The sequence below is a fragment of the Euzebya pacifica genome, assembly GCF_003344865.1.
GTDB lineage: Bacteria > Actinomycetota > Nitriliruptoria > Euzebyales > Euzebyaceae > Euzebya > Euzebya pacifica.
Genome location: NZ_CP031166.1, coordinates 536,245 through 554,372, shown reverse-complemented (window position 1 = coordinate 554,372; position 18,128 = coordinate 536,245). Strand labels below are relative to the sequence as shown.

10 protein-coding genes are annotated in these 18,128 nt (G+C 68.9%); 6 read left to right on the top strand and 4 right to left on the bottom strand.

What is annotated here, in order from left to right; translation table 11 throughout:
* Window positions 1–348 precede the first annotated feature (348 nt).
* On the bottom strand, window positions 349–1,206 hold the full coding sequence (locus DVS28_RS27885) for a hypothetical protein (protein ID WP_114594905.1): 858 nt from the start codon (window positions 1,204–1,206) through the stop codon (window positions 349–351).
* A gap of 125 nt (window positions 1,207–1,331) precedes the next feature.
* Between DVS28_RS27885 and DVS28_RS27880 the strand changes: the two genes are divergently transcribed.
* From DVS28_RS27880 to DVS28_RS27865, 4 genes are read left to right on the top strand one after another with little or no spacing between them, the layout of a single operon-like run.
* Entirely contained in the window at window positions 1,332–4,121 is a 2,790-nt protein-coding gene (locus DVS28_RS27880; RefSeq protein WP_114594904.1) for a hypothetical protein, read from the top strand.
* On the top strand, window positions 4,118–5,368 hold the full coding sequence (locus tag DVS28_RS27875) for a hypothetical protein (RefSeq protein ID WP_114594903.1): 1,251 nt from the start codon (window positions 4,118–4,120) through the stop codon (window positions 5,366–5,368). The genes DVS28_RS27880 and DVS28_RS27875 overlap by 4 nt, the downstream gene beginning before the upstream one ends.
* A gap of 52 nt (window positions 5,369–5,420) precedes the next feature.
* Window positions 5,421–8,738, top strand: a complete 3,318-nt coding sequence (locus tag DVS28_RS27870; protein ID WP_164711221.1) for a DnaB-like helicase C-terminal domain-containing protein — start codon at window positions 5,421–5,423, stop codon at window positions 8,736–8,738.
* A gap of 26 nt (window positions 8,739–8,764) precedes the next feature.
* Entirely contained in the window at window positions 8,765–9,571 is an 807-nt protein-coding gene (locus tag DVS28_RS27865; protein ID WP_114594901.1) for a hypothetical protein, read from the top strand.
* A gap of 12 nt (window positions 9,572–9,583) precedes the next feature.
* Here the strand turns inward: DVS28_RS27865 and DVS28_RS27860 are convergent, their stop codons facing one another.
* The 3 genes from DVS28_RS27860 to DVS28_RS27850 are packed head-to-tail and all read right to left on the bottom strand — an operon-like array spanning window position 9,584 to window position 11,665.
* The gene (locus tag DVS28_RS27860) at window positions 9,584–10,348 is read right to left on the bottom strand and encodes a hypothetical protein (protein ID WP_114594900.1); all 765 of its coding nucleotides are present in this window, start codon (window positions 10,346–10,348) and stop codon (window positions 9,584–9,586) included.
* An 8-nt stretch (window positions 10,349–10,356) separates the two neighbouring features.
* The gene (locus DVS28_RS27855) at window positions 10,357–11,343 is read right to left on the bottom strand and encodes a helix-turn-helix domain-containing protein (RefSeq protein WP_114594899.1); all 987 of its coding nucleotides are present in this window, start codon (window positions 11,341–11,343) and stop codon (window positions 10,357–10,359) included.
* Window positions 11,333–11,665, bottom strand: a complete 333-nt coding sequence (locus DVS28_RS27850; protein WP_164711220.1) for an Rrf2 family transcriptional regulator — start codon at window positions 11,663–11,665, stop codon at window positions 11,333–11,335. The genes DVS28_RS27855 and DVS28_RS27850 overlap by 11 nt, the downstream gene beginning before the upstream one ends.
* A gap of 426 nt (window positions 11,666–12,091) precedes the next feature.
* Here DVS28_RS27850 and DVS28_RS27845 point away from each other — a divergent pair, with 426 nt between their 5' ends.
* Both DVS28_RS27845 and DVS28_RS27840 read left to right on the top strand, forming a co-directional pair.
* Complete coding sequence (locus tag DVS28_RS27845) at window positions 12,092–12,724, top strand: nuclease-related domain-containing protein (protein ID WP_114594897.1); 633 nt, start codon at window positions 12,092–12,094, stop codon at window positions 12,722–12,724.
* A 5-nt stretch (window positions 12,725–12,729) separates the two neighbouring features.
* Window positions 12,730–18,018: an LAGLIDADG family homing endonuclease gene (locus tag DVS28_RS27840; protein ID WP_114594896.1), complete on the top strand. Its 5,289-nt coding sequence runs from the start codon at window positions 12,730–12,732 to the stop codon at window positions 18,016–18,018.
* Window positions 18,019–18,128 lie beyond the last annotated feature (110 nt).

Here is an 18,128-nt window from a genome sequence, read left to right as displayed (position 1 = left end):
CCACGCCAACATTATGTCACTTCAATCTCTGAAACGGCCTTGACCTGCGAAAACGCACGAGAAGGCGCTTCCTCGGCTCGAACAGCTGGAAGTTCTGGTCCTGCCCTTCGCAAGGGGGATCGGTCGATGTCGCGGGCGTTCGGCTCATTTCGCGAGGAGCGGATCCGAGGCAGGACGGCCGCCATGGACGGGCGTGCGGACGACCAGCCGTGGATCGCCCAGAAGGCCCCGTGGAACCTTGATTGCAAGGGGGTGCCCGGAAGTCCGGCGAGCGTGATAGAATGGCCTCTGACCTGCGGAAACGCGGCTACAGGGAATGCTTCGCAAGCTGTGTCCACCTGTGATGTTTCACAGGCCCGGCCGGTCAAGCTGTCCCAGAAGTTCCGCCGACCGGGCGATGGCCTCGTCGAACTCCGCGAGCGCCGCGTCGAAAGCGTCGTCGTCCATCACGTCGAAATCCAACGGGTCCGGCTCGGCCGGCGCAGCGGCCACCGGTGGGGGAGTGGCGGCCGCGGGGCGACGGGCCGACGTGACCAGCAGCAGGCCGGCGGCGACCTGGTCCGACACCAGCAGCCCGTCGGCGTCGCGCCGCAGCTCCATCGCCTCGACCCGGTGGCGCGGCAGCCACAACTGCCAGTCGGAGGTGGTGGACCACTCGGCCATGGCAGCGACCCGGCGGACGTCGCCGGACGGCACCGGCTCGGTCCGCATGACCCCCACGGTCGCAAGGGCGGAGACGCGGCCGCCACCCTGGGTGACCGCCGGCAGCGTCCGGGACCGGGCACGGGCCGACTCGATGAGCGGGTCGGGCAACCGGACGGTCACGCGGATCCGCTCGGTCGACCGGCTCCGGCGCAACGGCGGGACGGAGGCCTCCAGGGCCGCGCGAAGCACGTGGCTCCGCCCCACGCCTGGTCCCAGCCGCACGAACACCTCCGACACCAGTCGGTCGACGTCGGCCACGACCACCGATGGGACGCGGGGCTGCAGCATCCGGGTCGGCCCCCAGTCGGCGGAACGGGCCAGCACGACCCGCTCCACGAGCTCACCGGTCGGCCATGCCACCGCCAGGGCCACGGCCTCGCATGCGACCGCCGAGACCGAACCGCCCGGCCGGCCGTCGCGCCGCCGTCGCCGCGCCAGCCGGCCCACCCGCGCCACGAGCGGTGCGGGGAGCCGAACAGCAACGCGTTCCCGGTCGGTCATCGGCACCAAGGATGGACCAGACCCGCGACATCTGGGTGTGACCGATCCCACGGGGACCCCCTGCCATCGGCAGGCCGCCGGCCGACCATCACCGGTCGTCCGCGACACCAGAAGGCAAGGCCCCCATGGATCCCACCCAGTTCGTCGTCCCCATCACTCTTGCGGCAGTCGCCTTCGTGTGGGTGCCCCGCGTCTGGGCCTTCGCGCGATGGCGGCAGATGGCCCGGACCGCCGTCACCTACCGGCTGGTGCCGGGCGGGTCGCGGCCGGTCGACCTCGACGAGGTGACCAACGGCGTCTCGGGCCAGCTCGCCACCGTCGACACCCACCAGTGGCGGCAGTTCTACCGGGGCGGCATCGTCGTCCACCGGTTCCGGGACGACTCCGCCGTCGCCACGGCCCTGGTGGTCTACGGCAGCCGGGAACCCGACACCGTTGCCGACGGCATCGCCTCGGCGGTCGGTGCGACGGCCCACCGCGAACCGGACCTGGCGCTGCCCGACGCCGGGCAGGTGTGGCACACCGTCCGGCAGTCCTACCTCGGTCGCAACAACGCCCACAAGGGCGCCGGCCTGCCGCCTGTCGAACGGGCCGCCGACGAGATCGTCAGGATGATGTCTGCGCACCCCGACGCCAACATCTGTCTGTCGATCGCCTGCGAACCGACCCGGAACTGGGAGGACGACCGGCTCCGCGACTGGTACCAGACCCGGTCCGGGATCTGGGACGACACCGAGTCCGTCGGGCAGGGGCAGGCGGCCCGCGTCGCCATCGCCGCGACCACCGACGACCCGACGCTGGCCAAGACCCTCACCTCCGGCGTGCCCGACCAGCTCCACCGGTGGCCCTTCCAGGACCGAGGCCTCATGGTGGCCTCCACACGGGGTTGGCTGGCCACCGGCCTCGCCCTCGCGGCCGGCCCGATCGTCGTCCTGCTGTGGCGCGCGATCACCTGGGCGGCAGCCGCCCTCGGGTTCCTCGGCGGCACGATCTTCGACGGCGCCGCCACGGGCGAGGCCATCGGCCACCTCATCGGCGGAGGCACGACCCTCGCGCTCATCGCCGCAGCCGCCGTCATGGTCGTCGCGGGTGCCATCGCGTGGAACACCTCAGCAGGGTTCAACACCGCCCAGCGCGAGTGGAAGATGCACCTCGCGGCCGGGCTGCTGCCCGTGGAGCGGGCCTGGCGGTACAGCCCCATGCGGTACTACCGCTACAGGCGGCACCTCGCCGCCCGTGCCCGCGCCGGCCAGGACGACAACGCCGCCCGGCCCGGCGTGCAGATCGCCGGCCCCTACCCATACCGGCCCCACACCCTGGTGCTCTCCTCCGAACAGATCGGCCAGCTGATCGCCTTCCCGTCGGTGTCGTCCACCGGCACCGACCGGACCGAAGCCGTCGCGATCACCGCACCAGGCGACGTCATCGAGGCCACGCGCGACGCCGGCAGGGGAGCGGCGTCCCTGCTCGGCCACGACCCAAAGGGCAACCCCGTCGCGATCTTCGACGAGGACCGCAAGTACGGCCTGTTCATGGTCGGCGACCCCGGCGCCGGCAAGACCAACAGCCTCCTGCAGGTCTGGGCGGAGGACGCCCGCGCCCGCCAGTCCAAGGATCGGCGGGACGGCCGCATGGCCATGCTGTGGATCGAGACCAAGGGCGGCGGTGCCGACGACGCCGAACGGCTGCTGCGCCACGTCGGCTACGAACCCAACCGCCACCCCGCCGGCTACGTGCGCATCGACGCCGTCTCCAACACCGGTCCGAGGCTTGAACTGCTGGACCGGACCGACCCCGAGGGGGCGGCTGCCCGACTGGTGGCGGCCATGCGCTACGCCTTCGACGAGGGCTCGATCGGCGCGAGGTCCGAGGCCGCTCTCAACGCCGCGTTCACCCTCGCGCTGCAGGTCACCGACACCTGCGCCGGGGCGGTCGGACTCGGCGACCAGGTCCCCAACGCCGTGCGGATCGCCACGATCCTGATGGAACGGTCCGACAACAACGAGTTGAAGGGGCGCCTGCTCAAGGCGTTCCTGCACGAGGCGACGTTGCAGCGGATGCGGCTCACCGGGTGGGAGGGCCCGCCGACCGATCACACCGGCACCTTCACCGAGGACTTCCGCGGCCGCTTCAAGACCGAGGAACCCACCGGCGGATCGACCGGGTCGCCCATGTACGACGCCGCGCAGGCCTGGGCGTACTACGAACTGGGCGTGCCCAGCCGGGAGTGGTCGTCAATCTTCGAGGCGCCGCGCAACAAACTCGTTGCCCTCGCGCGACTGTCGGGCGTCTGGGACCCGGACCCGTCACGGAAGGTCGTCACGTTGAACGACCTGCTGGACTACCACTGCGCAGCGATCCTCAACTTCGGTGCCGTTGGCAGCAAGGGGGTGGACTCCGAGACCAGCGAACGGATGGGGGCGATCCTGACCTACATGCTGTGGGAGACCGTCAAGACGCGCTGCGCCGGATGGCTCGACCACGGCCGGTCCGTCGGCCTGTACGCCGATGAGTTGTCACACCTCTCTGGTACAGGTTCCGGCGATGACGTCATCGCGCAAATGCACGACAAGGGACGGGCGTTCGGCATGCAGCTGACCTTCGCCACCCAACGGTTCGAACAGCTCCCGCAGCGCACCGGCGACGCGGTCCTCGGCTTCGGCACCCGCGCCTACCTGCGGTTGGAGAACGCCGAGCTCGCCAAGAAGGCCTCCATCGACCTGTGCGGCGGCCCCGAGGGTGCCTTCTCCGCCCGCGACATCCGCGAGCAGGACAAGGGCCGCGCGGCAATCCGGTTGCGGCTCCACGGCAACGGCCAAGCCCCCTTCACGGTGGTGTTCCCCTACGTCATGGACGGCGTCCGGGACCTGGAGGCCTACACCCGCGAGCTGCCCGCCGGGACGGTCGTCCGATGAGCGGCCCGATCGCAACCGGCCGGGGGACCGCCGAGGACTCCCCCGATCGTTACCCGCCGATCTCGGCGATCGACTCCTACCCGTACTGGAAGCGGCCCGACCCCTACTGGGCCGCCGGCTACTGGTCAGCGCCCGCCGTGTTCAGCCCCAGGTTCACCGAGCACCGCGACGTCGACGAGTTGACCGACGCGACCCTGTGGGTGCAGACCACCGACCTGCTCGACCCCGCCAGCGACGAGGGCGCGAAGGCGATGCGGACCTGCCTGCGCAGTCCATCGGTGCACCGGATTCTCTCCATCCTCGACGGCCTCCACCACGCCAACACCGCCCAACTGGTCGCGTGGAGCGCCAGCAGCGCCTCGAACCGGTCGCTGCGGTTCGTCCCCATGTTCGACGTGGGACTGGTGGAGCGGGGCCGCTACGCCGCCGGGCACAAGCACGTCGGCAAGCAGACCTACCTGTGGAAGCTCCACGACGGCAAGCCGATCCGCCGCTACACCGGACTTCTGCCACCCGACACCGCCAGGCGGATCTTCGCCAACCTGCCGCCACGCCACCACGCCGGCGGCCCCCACGCCCGACACGACCTCCTCACCGTCGAGGCCTCCCTGCGGCTCATGGAGGTCCAACCGGCCTGGATTGCCGCCTCCCCCGAGCACGCCACCGGCCCCGTCGCCCTCACCAACGACAAGGACGACCCCGGCCACTACACCGGCGACATCGCCCTCTGGCGCGACGACGGACTGCGCGTCGTCATCGAGGTGTGCGCGTCCCGCAACCTGGACCACCACGCCGCCAAGATGGAGAAGTGGGCCTCGTGGCTCGCGGGGCGCAGCATCGACGACACCGGCGTCGTGGTCGTGTTCCTCAACGCCCACCGCGACAACCACCGGCACGTCGCCGGGCAACTCCGGAAGATGCACGCCGAGATCATCTCCCCGGGGACGCTGCGTCGGCACTCCGGGCAGCGGCCCCTAGCCGACCCCGAAGCCGTCCAGCGCGCCCGGTCACAGGTGATGGTCGCCGCGTGGGAGGACTGGTTCCCGCCGCACCACGCGGTGTCGGAGTCCGCGGTGGACCTGGTCTGCGCCTACACCGCCAACGGCAAGACCTGGGGGACGGTGAGCCTCGCCGACGCCGCTGCGTACCCCTTCCGCCCTACGATCACCGCCCCAAAGCCCCACGACTGGCTGCTGACCCCGCCATGGGCCGGACAGGCACCGCTCACCACCCCGAACGTCGCCTGACACAGCCCACTATATTGTGCTACTATTGCTAGCACATGATAGGATTGCCCCGGTGAGCGACTCCACGAACCTGCACAACCCCGTACTCGAGTCCGGGGTCATCGGGGCGTGCCTCACCAGCCCCGACGCACTCTCCGAAACCATCGGCGCCGGCGTCCAGTCAGCCGACTTCCACACCCCCGCCCACCGGCTCATCTGGGACGCCATCACCGCACTCAACGACGCCGGCGGAGCCGTCGACATGCCACTGGTGTTCAACCGGCTCGTCCGGGAGGGCACCGCCGACGCCGCCGGCGGACCAGACGCCATCCTCGGCCACGCCCAGGAATCGGTCGTCACGCCGGACCGGATCGGCGAGTACGTCCTCGAACTGCGCACCCTGTCGGTCCAGCGCAAGCTCCTCGAGTTCGGCGCCGACGCACAGAAGGCCGGCAGCGACACCCTCGACGTCGCCGGCGAAATCAGCCGCCTCACCGACGAGCTCGCCGCACTCCAAGCCGCCGCCGACATCCAGGGCCACGACATCACCATCGGCGCCGCCATCGGACAGGTACTGGACTGGGCCGAGGAAGTCGAGACCAGCGGCGGCGCCCTCCTCGGCCCCTCCTTCACCCTCCCCGACCTCGACAAACTCACCCGCGGACTGCGCCGCACCGAGATCACCCTCATCGCCGCCCGACCCGCAATGGGCAAGTGCCTGCCGGCATCAACCCGAGTGCTCGACCCCGCGACGGGGTCGGTGCGGTCCATCGGCGACATCGTGGCAGCGGGGGGCGGCATGGTCGCCTCGCTGGACCGGACCGTTGGCCGCATCGTGGCCTCGCCGGTTGTGGGCGTCGCCGACAACGGCCGGCGTGCCGTCTACCGCGTGACCACCGCGTCGGGCCGGACCGTCAGGGCCACTGCCAACCACCGGGTGCTGACCGACCGGGGCTTCATCGAGGTCGGCGACCTCCGCGTCGGCGCCGACCACCTCGAAGTTCCGCTGCGCCTTCCCATGCCACAGGACCCGGCACGGATGAAGTCAGAAGAGGTCCGACTCCTCGGGTACATGCTCGGCGACGGTTCCTTCTCCACGGTCAAGACCAGCCCTGGGTTCACTGCGGGTCTCGACGAGGTGCTCGCAGACGTCATCGCGTGCGCGGAAGCCCTCGGTGCACGGACCAGGGTCAAACGCGCCTGGACGGAGGACAACCGGTCCACCGAGATCACCTTCGCCGCCGGCCGTCTTCCGTCGAGGGACGACGTCTGCGAACGCGCTGGCGTCACCATCGGCGTGTCCAAGCGCCACCGTCGTGGCGAAGGCACCCGTGGCGATGCTGGGCAACGCATCGAGCGAGCCATCGCCGAACTGCGGTGGAGCACCGACCGACGCGGTCCCGTCCAGGTCCTGCTCGATGATCACGGCCTGTGGCCGTGTCACACCCACGACAAGCACATCCCCGACGCCATCATGCGGCTTCCCGCCGACCAACTCACTGAGTTCCTCGGATGCCTGTGGGCCACCGACGGTTGGATCGCCTACTCACAGAACACGACTCGGATGGACGGGATCGGCGCCATCGACATCGGCTTCGCGTCATCCTCGGAACGACTCTCCCGAGACGTCGCCCACCTGCTGCTGCGCCTCGGCATCGCCGCACGGATCGACTACAAGCCAAACGGGCACGCCGGCGCCTGGCAGGTTGCCATCCACGACGCCGACCAAGCTCTGCGGTTCTGCGACCTCATCACCGTCCCCGGCAAGCAGGACGCCGTAGACCGCGTTCGTGCGATCGCCACAGCACGCGACGGGGGCCGCACGGGCCTGCTCATGTACCCCGCGACCATGTGGGAACGCATCGACACGGCCCGAAAGGCCACCGGGATGTCGTGGCCCGACCTGTTCCGGCGCGCCGGACTGCGCACCGACAAACAAGGACGCGACCGCACCAGGCGACTCACCCCCTCACGACTGCGCGCCTTCGCCGAAGTGCTCGATGACGACAGCCTGCACCGCCTCCTCGATGGCGACACCGGCTTCGACCCCATCGTCTCAGTCGAACCGGACGGGACCGAAGCGACCTACGACATCCAAGTGGACCCCCACCACAACTTCATCGCCGACGACCTCATCGTTCACAACAGCCTGGTCGCCGGCCAGCTCGCGCTCGAAGCGGCGCGGGGCGGCTACAAGACCGCGTTCGTATCGCTGGAGATGTCGCAGCTCGACCTCGGCAAGCGGTTCATGTCGGCCGAGGCCCGGATGCCCACCGACAAGATGGAGCAGGGCACGATGGACGACCGGGAGTGGCAGATGATCTCCAAGGCCGCCGCCCGGCTCGACGTGCTGCCGATGATGATCATCGACGACGCCATGACCTTCGGGGAGATCGCCGCCCGCATCGAACGGGCCGAACGCGAACTCGACGGCCTCGACCTCATCATCGTCGACTACCTCCAGCTCGTCGAGCTCGGGGAACGCGTCGAGAGCCGCCAGCAGGAGGTCTCCACCGTCTCGCGGCGGCTCAAGCTGCTCGCCAAGAAGAAGAACTGCGCCGTCCTCGCACTCTCCCAGCTGTCCCGGAAGGTCGAGGAACGACAGGACCGCCGACCGATCCTGTCCGACCTCCGCGAGTGCCTGACGGGCGACACGAAGGTGTGGCGGGCCGACACCGGCGCCCGTGTCCCGATCCGGGACCTCGTCGACGGTGGGCCGGTCAAGGTGTGGAGCGTTGATGACCGGGGCCGTCTGATCCGGTCGGTGATGACCGAGGTGTGGTCGACCGGAGTCAAGCCAGTCACAGAGATTCAGTTGGCCTCCGGCAGGCGTGTCCGCGCGACCGACAACCACCCCTTCCTCAGCTTCGGCGGATGGGCCAAGACCGGGGACCTCGTCGTCGGTGACCTGCTCGCCGCGGTCGGGACCAGCACGGACCCGGAGCGGCCCAACGACCCGGACAGCAGCGCGGCGGGCGTCCAGAACGTCCCACTGGGGGGTGACACCGGCACAACCGGTTACCGCCGCGGTGCGGGCGTCGCTGACACCGCAGCCTCCGAGTTGTTCTGGGACGAGATCGTTGCCATCAGCCCAGCCGGGGAGGAGGAGACCTTCGACGCGGCGGTGCCAGGCCCCAATGCCTTCATCGCCAACGACATCGTCTCCCACAACTCCGGGGCCCTCGAACAGGACGCCGCAGCCGTGGTGTTCCTGTACCGCGACGAGGTCTACAACCCCGACAGCCCGGACGTCGGGATCGTGGAGTTCGGCCTCGCCAAGAACCGCCACGGCCCGATCGGGGTCGTCTCCGCTTCTTTCATCCCGCAGCACTCGATGTTCAAGCCTCTCGAACGACGCCTCGCCCCGCCCGACGCCGGCGGAGCGTTGTGACCCCACTTCCCCCCGGAGACCCAGCCATGAACGACACCATCGCCGCCGACTTCGTGCGCGTCCTGCCCGACCCGTTGCCCGACGGGAAGGCCAACGACGGTCCCTGCGGGGTCGACGTTGACGGAGCCGGCCCGTGCGAAAGCAAGTCGGTCGCGTTGGGGTTGTGCCGCAAGCACCACTCCCGCTGGTTCAACCAGGGCTACCTGGGTCTGTCACGCGGCAGGCCCAAGCCCCACTGCATCCACACCGGCGAGGACGGCGTGTACGACTGCGCTGCCCCCTGGCACAAGAACGGGATGTGCGAGGAGCACTACGAGCGGCAGCAGGTGCGCACAGCCCCCGCGATGGTGACCGGACCTCCGGTCGCACCGTCCGATTCCGAGGAGTGCGGGCAGGCGTCCTGCGATGTCGTCGTGGGATCCGACGTGCGGTTCTGCCTGGCGCACACGTGCCTGTTGGACGGCTGCGGTGACCGGCGCCACTCCGGCGGGTACTGCGACAGGCACGCAGCGAAGATCAAGCGGTCCGGGCACCCCGACCCGGCCGGAACCGCCCATGCCGCTCCGCGACCGCTGGACAAGGTCTACCTGCCGGTGGAACCGATCGTGGAGGCCGCGCGCCGGGCAGGCGGCTACACCCAGATGCTCCGGGAAGGGTTGACCCGCAAGGAGCGGGACACCGCAGCCAAGCGGGCCAGCCGTGCCGTTGAGGCCAACCGGGTATCGATGGCGGCCGCCGACGACATCGCCAACGCGATGGGCACCACGCCGCAGGACATGTGGGGGATGCGCTGGCAGACCGCGCTCGTCGACCTGATCCCACACATGGACTGAGCCCCTCGGGGGTCAGTTGGCTTCGGCGTGGAACTGGTCGCCCTCGCGGCCCGTCCCGAGCGCCCGGCGGTCGCCCGGTGGATCGAGGCGGAACGGGAGCTGGTCGATGAGCGCGGCGATTGAATCGCTGAGCATCGGTGGGGGCTTCTCCGACAGAGCAGCGAGGCTGTGGCGGGCCATGCGCAGGTCGGATTCCACGTCATCGGTGTCGTTGAGCGCTTCGATCCACATGCGGAACTGGGCGACGTAGGTCGTGTCGGGCCACCGGCGAGCCACCACGAGGATGCCGCCGGTCTCGCGGATGAAGCGGGCCACGATCGGGCCGGCGGCGACTTCCCATGCCGGTTTCCACGCCATGTTGGGGACGACCTCGACGTTGCCGTTCTCCAACTCGCGGATGTCGTGGGGGCGGACCTGGTGCCCGGCCCCGGAATGGGCGCGCAGTGCCTCGTTCATCAGCCGTTGCGCGTCCGGCCATGACAGGGCCGTGCCCGATGCCGGCGCCAACCCCATGGACCGTTCGGCGTAGCGGACGAACTCGCTGAGCGGCGGCTCGTACTTGGAGTTGCGCGAGCGGGCGAGGGCGTAGGCGGCGTGCAGGGCGTGCTCCACGGGAATGTGGGACATCGCCGGGTAGCGGGCACGCATGTAGGCAACGTAGGCCTGGGTGGAGGGGTGTTCCGGATCGTCGTCGATGGGAACTGGCCGGTCGCGGTTGTGCGGCCAGAGCTTGTCCAGCACCTCGCGGTGCCAGATGACGAACTCTTCTCGTTGCATCAGTGCCGTCAGATCAGGTTGGCCAGGTGGGCGCGGTCAGCGATGGGGGCTTGGCGGGTGTTGGTCTCGTGCTGGCGGCGAGAGGTTCCCTTGCCGTCGATGCCGTGCTGGGCCATGCCGTTGCCGCGGTCGATCCAGGACTGGGCGATCGTCTTGATGTAGCCGGGACGCGAGGCGGTCCCACCGGAGGCGGTGAACTCCATGTTCTTGTCGTGCCACTCCATGACGATCTGGGCGACGACCTGTGGCGGCAGGGCTTCGGCTGACATGAGGTGCTTGGCCATGCTGCGGACCTCGCCGTGCCAGCTGTTGTTCCGCATCCGTCCGAGGCCGTTCTCGGTGCGCCACAACGTGTAGTAGGCGAGTACCAGGCCGGACGCCGCCTTCAGTTCGGCGTCGTCATCGGGGGAGATGGGGAGGTCCGACAGCCGCTCGTAGGCTTCCTGGGAGGTCTGCGGCTTGTCGGGGTCGGCCCGTCGGCTGCCCGCCGGGGGGTTCATGGACAAGACCGGTGCCAGCGGCCCGTCAGGGTCGACGTCGATGACGTCCTCTTCGTACAGGCCGTCGAGCAGGGTCGGGGCGTCGACTTCCTCCATGCGTTCGCGCTGCTTCTGCGACACCGACTTGCGGAACCGGCTGATCTGCTGGCCCTCGACCTCGGGCTGGGTGTCATCGGGACGGCCGGACTTGGTGAACCGGTCGTACATGACCTCGGCGTCGGCTGGGCACAGCAGCCGGTAGCGGGAAGCGTCGTTGCGGCCGTTCTGGGAGTTGTCCTCGACCAGTTCGAGCAGGCCGTCCTCGATCATCTCGGTGCAGAACCTCGACACGCTGGAGCGTGACGTGCGGGCCATGGCCGCGAGCTTGTCGTGGCGCATCCAGATCTCGTTGCCGTGCGCGGCGTTGGCGATGTCGGCCATGGCCTGGTGGATGCCGAACTTCACGCCCTTGTAGGGGGAGTGGCGGTAGACCCAAGCGACGTTCTCAGCGGACACTGCGGGCCTCCTCTCCGGCGAACATTACGTGGCGGTCGAACACGACGTCGGAGGCCGGGTCGCACAGCAGGCGCCACACACCCACGTTGGCGGCGCGCCCCGGGACCAGTTCGGCGGCGAGGCCGGCGTCGATGAGGCGAGTCAGGGATCGACGGAGTTCTTCGGGGGTGACGCGCGCCATGCATGCGAGACGGTCGATGGAGACCTCGACACGGTCGCCGCGGGTGGAGTCGGCGAGGTCGGCCATGCACAGGTGGACCACGAGGTCTTGGGCGTGGGTGGGGGAGTGGCGCATCACCCATGCGCTGGTTTCTACCGCCACTGGTTCGCCCCTTGCGTCAGGGGCGCGGTGCCGGCTTGGGCCGGTGTTGCTCCGCACTTGCTGGTCATCTCGTGGTCCTCTTCTGCTTCCTGTCCCATTCCCCGGGGACGGAAGGGTTGGACCCATTGACGCTGTAGGGTTACAGTGTCAACAGGTCTCCTCGACGGGTGGCCTTCTGTTTGTCCTGGTCCCCTGGTTCGAGAACGCGACCTCTCGGCCGGGGGACGGGCGTTTTTGTGGGGTGTGCTTACGGTCATTCCGCGTGGCGCGGGCGGGCCGGGCGACTGGTGTGTCGGGAGAGTGAATAGCTGCCCTCCGACGCAGCCGCAGGTCGGCCATTCCGAAAGTCGCAGACCCGGCGGTCAACGAGCACCCGGGGCGGGGAGCGGTGCCCCGCGGACGGGGCCGGTCGACCGTCACCGGACGATGAACAGCTACGGAACCCCCGGCGGCACCCTCGTCCGAGCCGGCGGCTGGACGACCGGTGACCGGGCCGCGCAGGGGCGCGTCGGCGAGCTCGCATGCGCCGAACTGCTCGGGCAGGCGTTCAGTGCGGACCCCGACGTCTACGTCCTCCACGATCTCCGCATCCCGGGCTACCAGGCCAACGTCGACCACGTCGTCGTCCGCGGGTTCCACATCCTCGTGATCGACGCGAAGCAGTGGAAGCCGGGCCTGTACTGGACGATGGGCGGAACGACCCGCCGTGGCCGTGAGGCCGTGCCGCACGCTGACAAGCAGACCCTGGCCGCCGCGGCCCGCAAACTCCGCGAACGCATCCTCGCAGTGGGGGACAGCACCCCGGCGGTCAAGCCCCACCTCGCTGGACTCCGGATCGACGCAGTCACCGTGGTGTTCGCCTCAAACGACAACGGCAAGGTCAACACGACGCTGTACCGGCCCAAGGACGGCACCGCGATCGCCGCCGGGCCCAGGGCCGCCGGACGACTGAAGAAGATGCTCGACACCACCGGGTCCCCGGCACCGTGCGGCCCCATCCTCCGATCCCTCCACGGGTTGCTGCCCGACCAGACCACCGTCACCGCGCACGGGCGCTGACCACCATGGCCGTCCGAAAGCCACCGAACCCGTGGTCGGAGAAGCAGGTCGAGATCGGGATCGCAGTCGTCCTTCTCGTCGGCGGCATCTGGTTCCGACTACCAGGAGTCGGTGCCTACCTGGCCACGGCCGTGTTCGTCCGGTTCGGCTGGCCCAAGCCAGAGGAGATCTACGACATCGAGGGGCCGGGGTTCGTCAACGCCGGCAAAGCACAGCTGTACGCCGCCCACCTGATGCAACCCCTCGGAGCCAAGGCCTGGTTCGGCGGGGTGGGTCCCGACGGCAACTCGTGGTGGCCGCCGATCAGGATCTCGGCCTGGTGGGCATTCCTCGCAGGCCTCACCGCCGGCCTCACTGAACTGCTTGTCATGGCAGCCACGGGCATCGCGATGCCCCATTTCGCCATCGACACCCTCGCGGTGTTCCTGCTCGCCCAAGCCGTCGCCGCAGGGTCGCGCGACGCCGCCTACGCCGACTTCCAGATGCAGGGAACCTTCCCCGCCGCCGTCATCGACGCCGACGTCATCGGCAGGCTCGGGACCACCAAGATCATCTGGGCGCCACTGGCCACGGCGATCGCGATCGCGGCCGTCGGCACTGTCGCGACCATCAGGGTGGCCAGCGGCATCGACGGGTTCGCACTGTCCCTCCCGATCATCACCACCGCATGGGTTGCCATCGGCCTGCTCACCGGCGCCTCCATCGGCGCGCGCCGCTACATCATCGAGTTCGCAGCCCCCCAACGCGAGTTCCTCACCAACGCGCAGTTGTGGGGCGAACGCTGGATGTCGGTTCGCCTCGGCCAGGTGCCACCACCCCAGTACGCCGGCGAGTTCTCCCAGCCTCCGGAAGGCAACGGCGAGGAGACCCACAAGATGGCGATCTTCCAAGTCCCGGCCGGCGGGACGATCGCCAAGTACAAGGACAAGACCGAAGAACTCATGTCGGCCGTCGCAACCGAACCGGGCACCGGCAAGTACGTCCTCGTTGCCCCCATGCCCGACACCGACCCCGGCGGACAGCCGGTTCCCGGCAGCCGCAACGAACAGCAGTTCAAGGTCGTGTGGAACACCGTGCCGCTGCCAGCGGCCCCACACCTCGCCGGCGACCTCGACAACTGGACGCTCGCCTACGCCATCCACCAGGCGTTCGACCGGGCCTTCAACGCCCTCAAACTCGGCATGCCCGACCTGGTCCGCCCCATCCCACTCGTGCGCACCGCCGACCGGGCACTGTTCGAAACGATCTGGAACCTGCCGCAGGGCACCACCTACGAGAAGGTGATGAAGCAGGCCGAGGCAATCGCAGAGAAGATCGACGCGCCGTGGCTGAGGATCGGACGGCGCACCCACGACTCCGACGGACGGGTGCTGCCCGACACCGCCATCTCGATCTGCTTCGGTCACCACCCCGACACCGTCGAAGTCGACCCCAAGACACGGGCGTTCCTCGAAGCCCTGGACCTGCACGCCGCCTTCTACGCGCTAAAGCTCGGAGCCCCGGTGCTCGAGGAAGCCGTCCGGCTCACCAAGCCCGGCCGGCCCGCCATCACCGAAGCGAAGTTCCGACTGTCCGCCAGCATCGACTGGGCCGCCGTGTCCAAGAAGACCGCCGCCCTCGCGGAGAAGATCGAGGTCGACTACCTGCGGATCACCCGACGTGACGACCCCTCCGGCAACCCCTCCCCGCTCGTGTCGGTCATCTACGGCTGCCACCCCTCCGACACCGTCATGCTCGGCGACCCCGCCGGCTACAACCCCGACGAACCCCTCGTTGGACCCGAGACCAACAGCGACCGGTTGTTCCTCGACGCCCTCGACTGGGACGACTACTTCCGGGCCTGCGGGCTCGTCGGATCCGACCGGCGAAGCCCTGCGGTCATCTCCAAGACCGTCAACAAGCAAGGCGTCGCCTCCTACGAATGCCGGACCGTTCCCGGCCTACCCATCAGCGACCTCGTCGACGGCGTCGAAGCACTCAAGGCAACCTCAGGGCTCGGCTACGTCGAGATCGAGAGCCACCCCAAGGACGCCGCCCTCTTCAAGCTGCTCGCCGCCAAGATCGACCCGCTCGACCGTCCCTACCTCGCCATCGACTACGCCAACGGCCCCAAGCCCAACACCAACACCACCGTCCTCCACGCACCCGTGCCCGGCGTCCCCGACATCGACTGGGCCGTCGGACCCGGAGCCGAAGGCGACCTCCTCATCGACAAGTGGGAAGGCGACAACCCCCACCTGTTCATCGGCGGCGCCTGCCTCTCCCCGGACACCCTCGTCCGGCCCATGGGTCAAGACCCCGTGCCGATCGGCGACTTGGTCCACCCCGGCCACGACCACAAGCTCGCGATCCGCACCGGTCTGCCCGACGGACGCCTCGGCTGGGCCGGATCGACCCATGCAGGCACCGTCCGTCGGGCAGACGCCTGGTCCCTGCGGCTGATCGACGGTCGGCAACTCACCGGTTCGCCCGACCATCCCGTGTGGACCCCCACCGGTTGGAGAGGCCTGGCGACTCTGCGGCACGGCGACATGGTCGCCACCGAGCACCCAGACGGGCATCACGGAGGCGGCACCGCCTACTGGACCCCCGTCAAGGATGTCGCACACGTCGGCGTGATGGACCTCTACGACCTCACGGTCTCATCAACGCACAACTACCTCGCCAACGGCCTCGTCGCCCACAACTCCGGATCTGGGAAGGCACTGGCCCTCGACACGCCCATCCCGTCACCCGACGGGTGGACCACCATGGGCGAACTGCGGATCGGCGACCGCGTCTATGACGACCAGGGGCAACCATGCGCCGTTGTCGGCCTCTCACCGATCTGGCAGGACCGACCCTGCTTCGAGGTGACGTTCGACGACGGGACCTCCATCGTGGCCGACGCCGCCCACGAGTGGGTCGTGCAGAACCGCACCGACCGCAAGGCCGGCACCTACCGCAAGCTGGAAACCCGCGACCTCCACACAGGCCACACCGACGGCGACGTCTGGTCGATCGACCTGGCACCCGCCGCGCAGGCCGACGACGTCGACCTGCCGATCGACCCGTACCTGCTCGGTGTCCTCCTCGGCGACGGTGACATCGGATTCCCGTCCCGCCAATGGATCACCAGCGCCGACCCCGAGATCATCGACCACGTCCGGCGCGTGCTGCCCGACGGCATGGACATCGAAGTCCGCAACGACGGCACCGAACTGTGCTGGCAGATCACCTGGCCCGAACGCGACTACCGGGACAACGACGCCAACCTCTGGCTACGCGAGAAGATCGGGGTCGACATCGACACCGGCGAACTCATCGGCATCCACGACCCCGACGAGGTCCTCCGCGGGGCGATAGCCGCCTCCCCCGCATACCGGGGCAACCCGGTCACCTCGACCGAGACGGCGGCCCGTCAACTCGCCGCCGTCGCCGAGCAGTCGGGGAGGACCGCACGGGTGCAGGCCTACACCGGCAGGGGAGGGGCGACCCGCTATGAGGTCACCACCGACGACGCATGGCCCACCCGTGCGGACGGGACGACCACGTCCTTCCTCGCTGGGGCCTGCCTCGCCGGACTGCGCCGAGGCACCAACGGCGGCATCGGCGTGCTCGCCGCCACCACCCGACTCATCCAACCCCACCTGCCCGACGGTGTCAGCATCTCTCGGCAACGTCCGGGGTTCGACACCGGCTACCTCACCTGCGACCGGCCCAAGCAGCCAAGCCCCCTACGTCAGGCACTCGCAGAACTGGGGCTCTCCGGCACCAAGTCCCACACCAAGTTCATCCCCGACCTCTACATGCGCGGATCAGCCGACCAGCGGCTCGCGCTCCTCCAAGGGCTCATGGACACCGACGGACATGTGGACCGCAACGGCAGGGCCCTGTTCGGAGTCGTATCCGAGCGTCTGGCCAGAGGGGTGCTGGCTCTTGCGAGGTCGCTTGGCGCGAAGGCCACCATCACCACGACGCGGTCGGTCCTCCGCGATCACGACTACGGCCCGGTATGGATCGTTGGGTGGACATCATGCGTCCGGTCCGTACGTCTGGCCCGCAAGGCAGAGCGACTGCCGAAGAGCACACCGCCCATCGCCGGTCGACGTTGGGTCCGTTCGGTCGAAGCAGTAGACCGGCGACCGACGCGATGCATAGAGGTGGATGCACCCAGCCACGTCTTCCTCTCGGGTGAGGGTCTAGTGCCATCGATGAATAGCATTACTACGCTTTGGATGCTGTTGCAGCTGATGCACAACAACGATCCGGCGGATGTGAAGTTCGCGCTCGCCGACCCAAAGACCGAGCTCGTGTACTTCGAGGACGCCGCCCATGTGAACCACTTCTTGGGTCTGACGACACCTGGGTTCATGGCCAATCCGTATGGGGCGATGGCCGACCTGCTCGAGCACTTGAAGGAGGAGACGTACCGGCGCAACCAGTCGTTCACGATGCATCCGGCGAAGCCGCAGAAGTTGACCCAGGCAAGGTTCATCGCCCGTCAGGAGATCGCCCACGCCCATGCGGGAACGGTCCCTGACTACTGGCCGGCGGCAACGGCGTTCCCGTGGTGGGACGGCCCCCCGGAGGCACACCCGTTCATGCTTCCGTACCAGTTCATCATCATTGAGGAGTGCTCGACGTTCTTCAAGAAGCCGGCGAACAAGGAGCAGCACGGCGACTGGGAGAGGCTGATCGGACACGTTGAGGAGATGGCGCGTATCGCCCGGTCGGCGGGCATGCACATCGCGGCGATGACGCAGTACCCGAAGAAGGAGAACATCCCCACCACGCTGCTGGCGCAGTGCCGACGTATCGGCCTGTCGATGAACAGGATCGGGTCGATGTTGACGATTGAGGAGTCAGGGTTGCAGGGCATCAAGACGCCCGGTCGGGGAAAGATGTCGTACGGCAAGTCCTACAAGGGAGTCCGGTGCCTGTTCGTGCGCGCCCCTGATGAGAAGGACCCGGACGCGCCCAACGACCGTGACATGTTCTTCGAACCGGTGCCCAAGGACGGCGAGAGCCGGGTTGAGGTCGGCGGTCGGCTTCCGGGCACCACCGGACCAACGGTGGTCGCGGCTCCGCCGCCGGATCCGTCCGGGGTGTGGTTGCCGACCGGCGGTCGGGCAGTGATGCCGGGTGCGGTCGCACCGTCAGCGGCTCAGGGGGCCGCTCAGGGCCGGGCTGAGACGGAACCCGTGGCGGATGGACGGGACCGGCCGGAGGGTGAAGGCGGAGATGCCCCTGACTGGGGTCGTCCCGATGAGGAGTACCCAGACCTCGACGAACTGCTGGCCGACTTGGGCTGAGCCCCGGGAACGAACGCACGGGGTGGTCCCGGAGTTGGCGGTGGGGTTGTTGCTGTTGTCCTGCAACGTCTCGGGCCGCACGGCTCCATCCGGTTGAAAGTGGCGCGCCC

What these genes read in the sequence shown, in the direction of transcription:
- DVS28_RS27885 (WP_114594905.1), bottom strand. Translation starts at nt 1,206, where the DNA reads ATGACCGACCGGGAACGCGTTGCTGTTCGGCTCCCCGCACCGCTCGTG.
- DVS28_RS27880 (WP_114594904.1), top strand. Translation starts at nt 1,332, where the DNA reads ATGGATCCCACCCAGTTCGTCGTCCCCATCACTCTTGCGGCAGTCGCC.
- DVS28_RS27875 (WP_114594903.1), top strand. Translation starts at nt 4,118, where the DNA reads ATGAGCGGCCCGATCGCAACCGGCCGGGGGACCGCCGAGGACTCCCCC.
- DVS28_RS27865 (WP_114594901.1), top strand. Translation starts at nt 8,765, where the DNA reads ATGAACGACACCATCGCCGCCGACTTCGTGCGCGTCCTGCCCGACCCG.
- DVS28_RS27860 (WP_114594900.1), bottom strand. Translation starts at nt 10,348, where the DNA reads ATGCAACGAGAAGAGTTCGTCATCTGGCACCGCGAGGTGCTGGACAAG.
- DVS28_RS27845 (WP_114594897.1), top strand. Translation starts at nt 12,092, where the DNA reads ATGAACAGCTACGGAACCCCCGGCGGCACCCTCGTCCGAGCCGGCGGC.
- DVS28_RS27840 (WP_114594896.1), top strand. Translation starts at nt 12,730, where the DNA reads ATGGCCGTCCGAAAGCCACCGAACCCGTGGTCGGAGAAGCAGGTCGAG.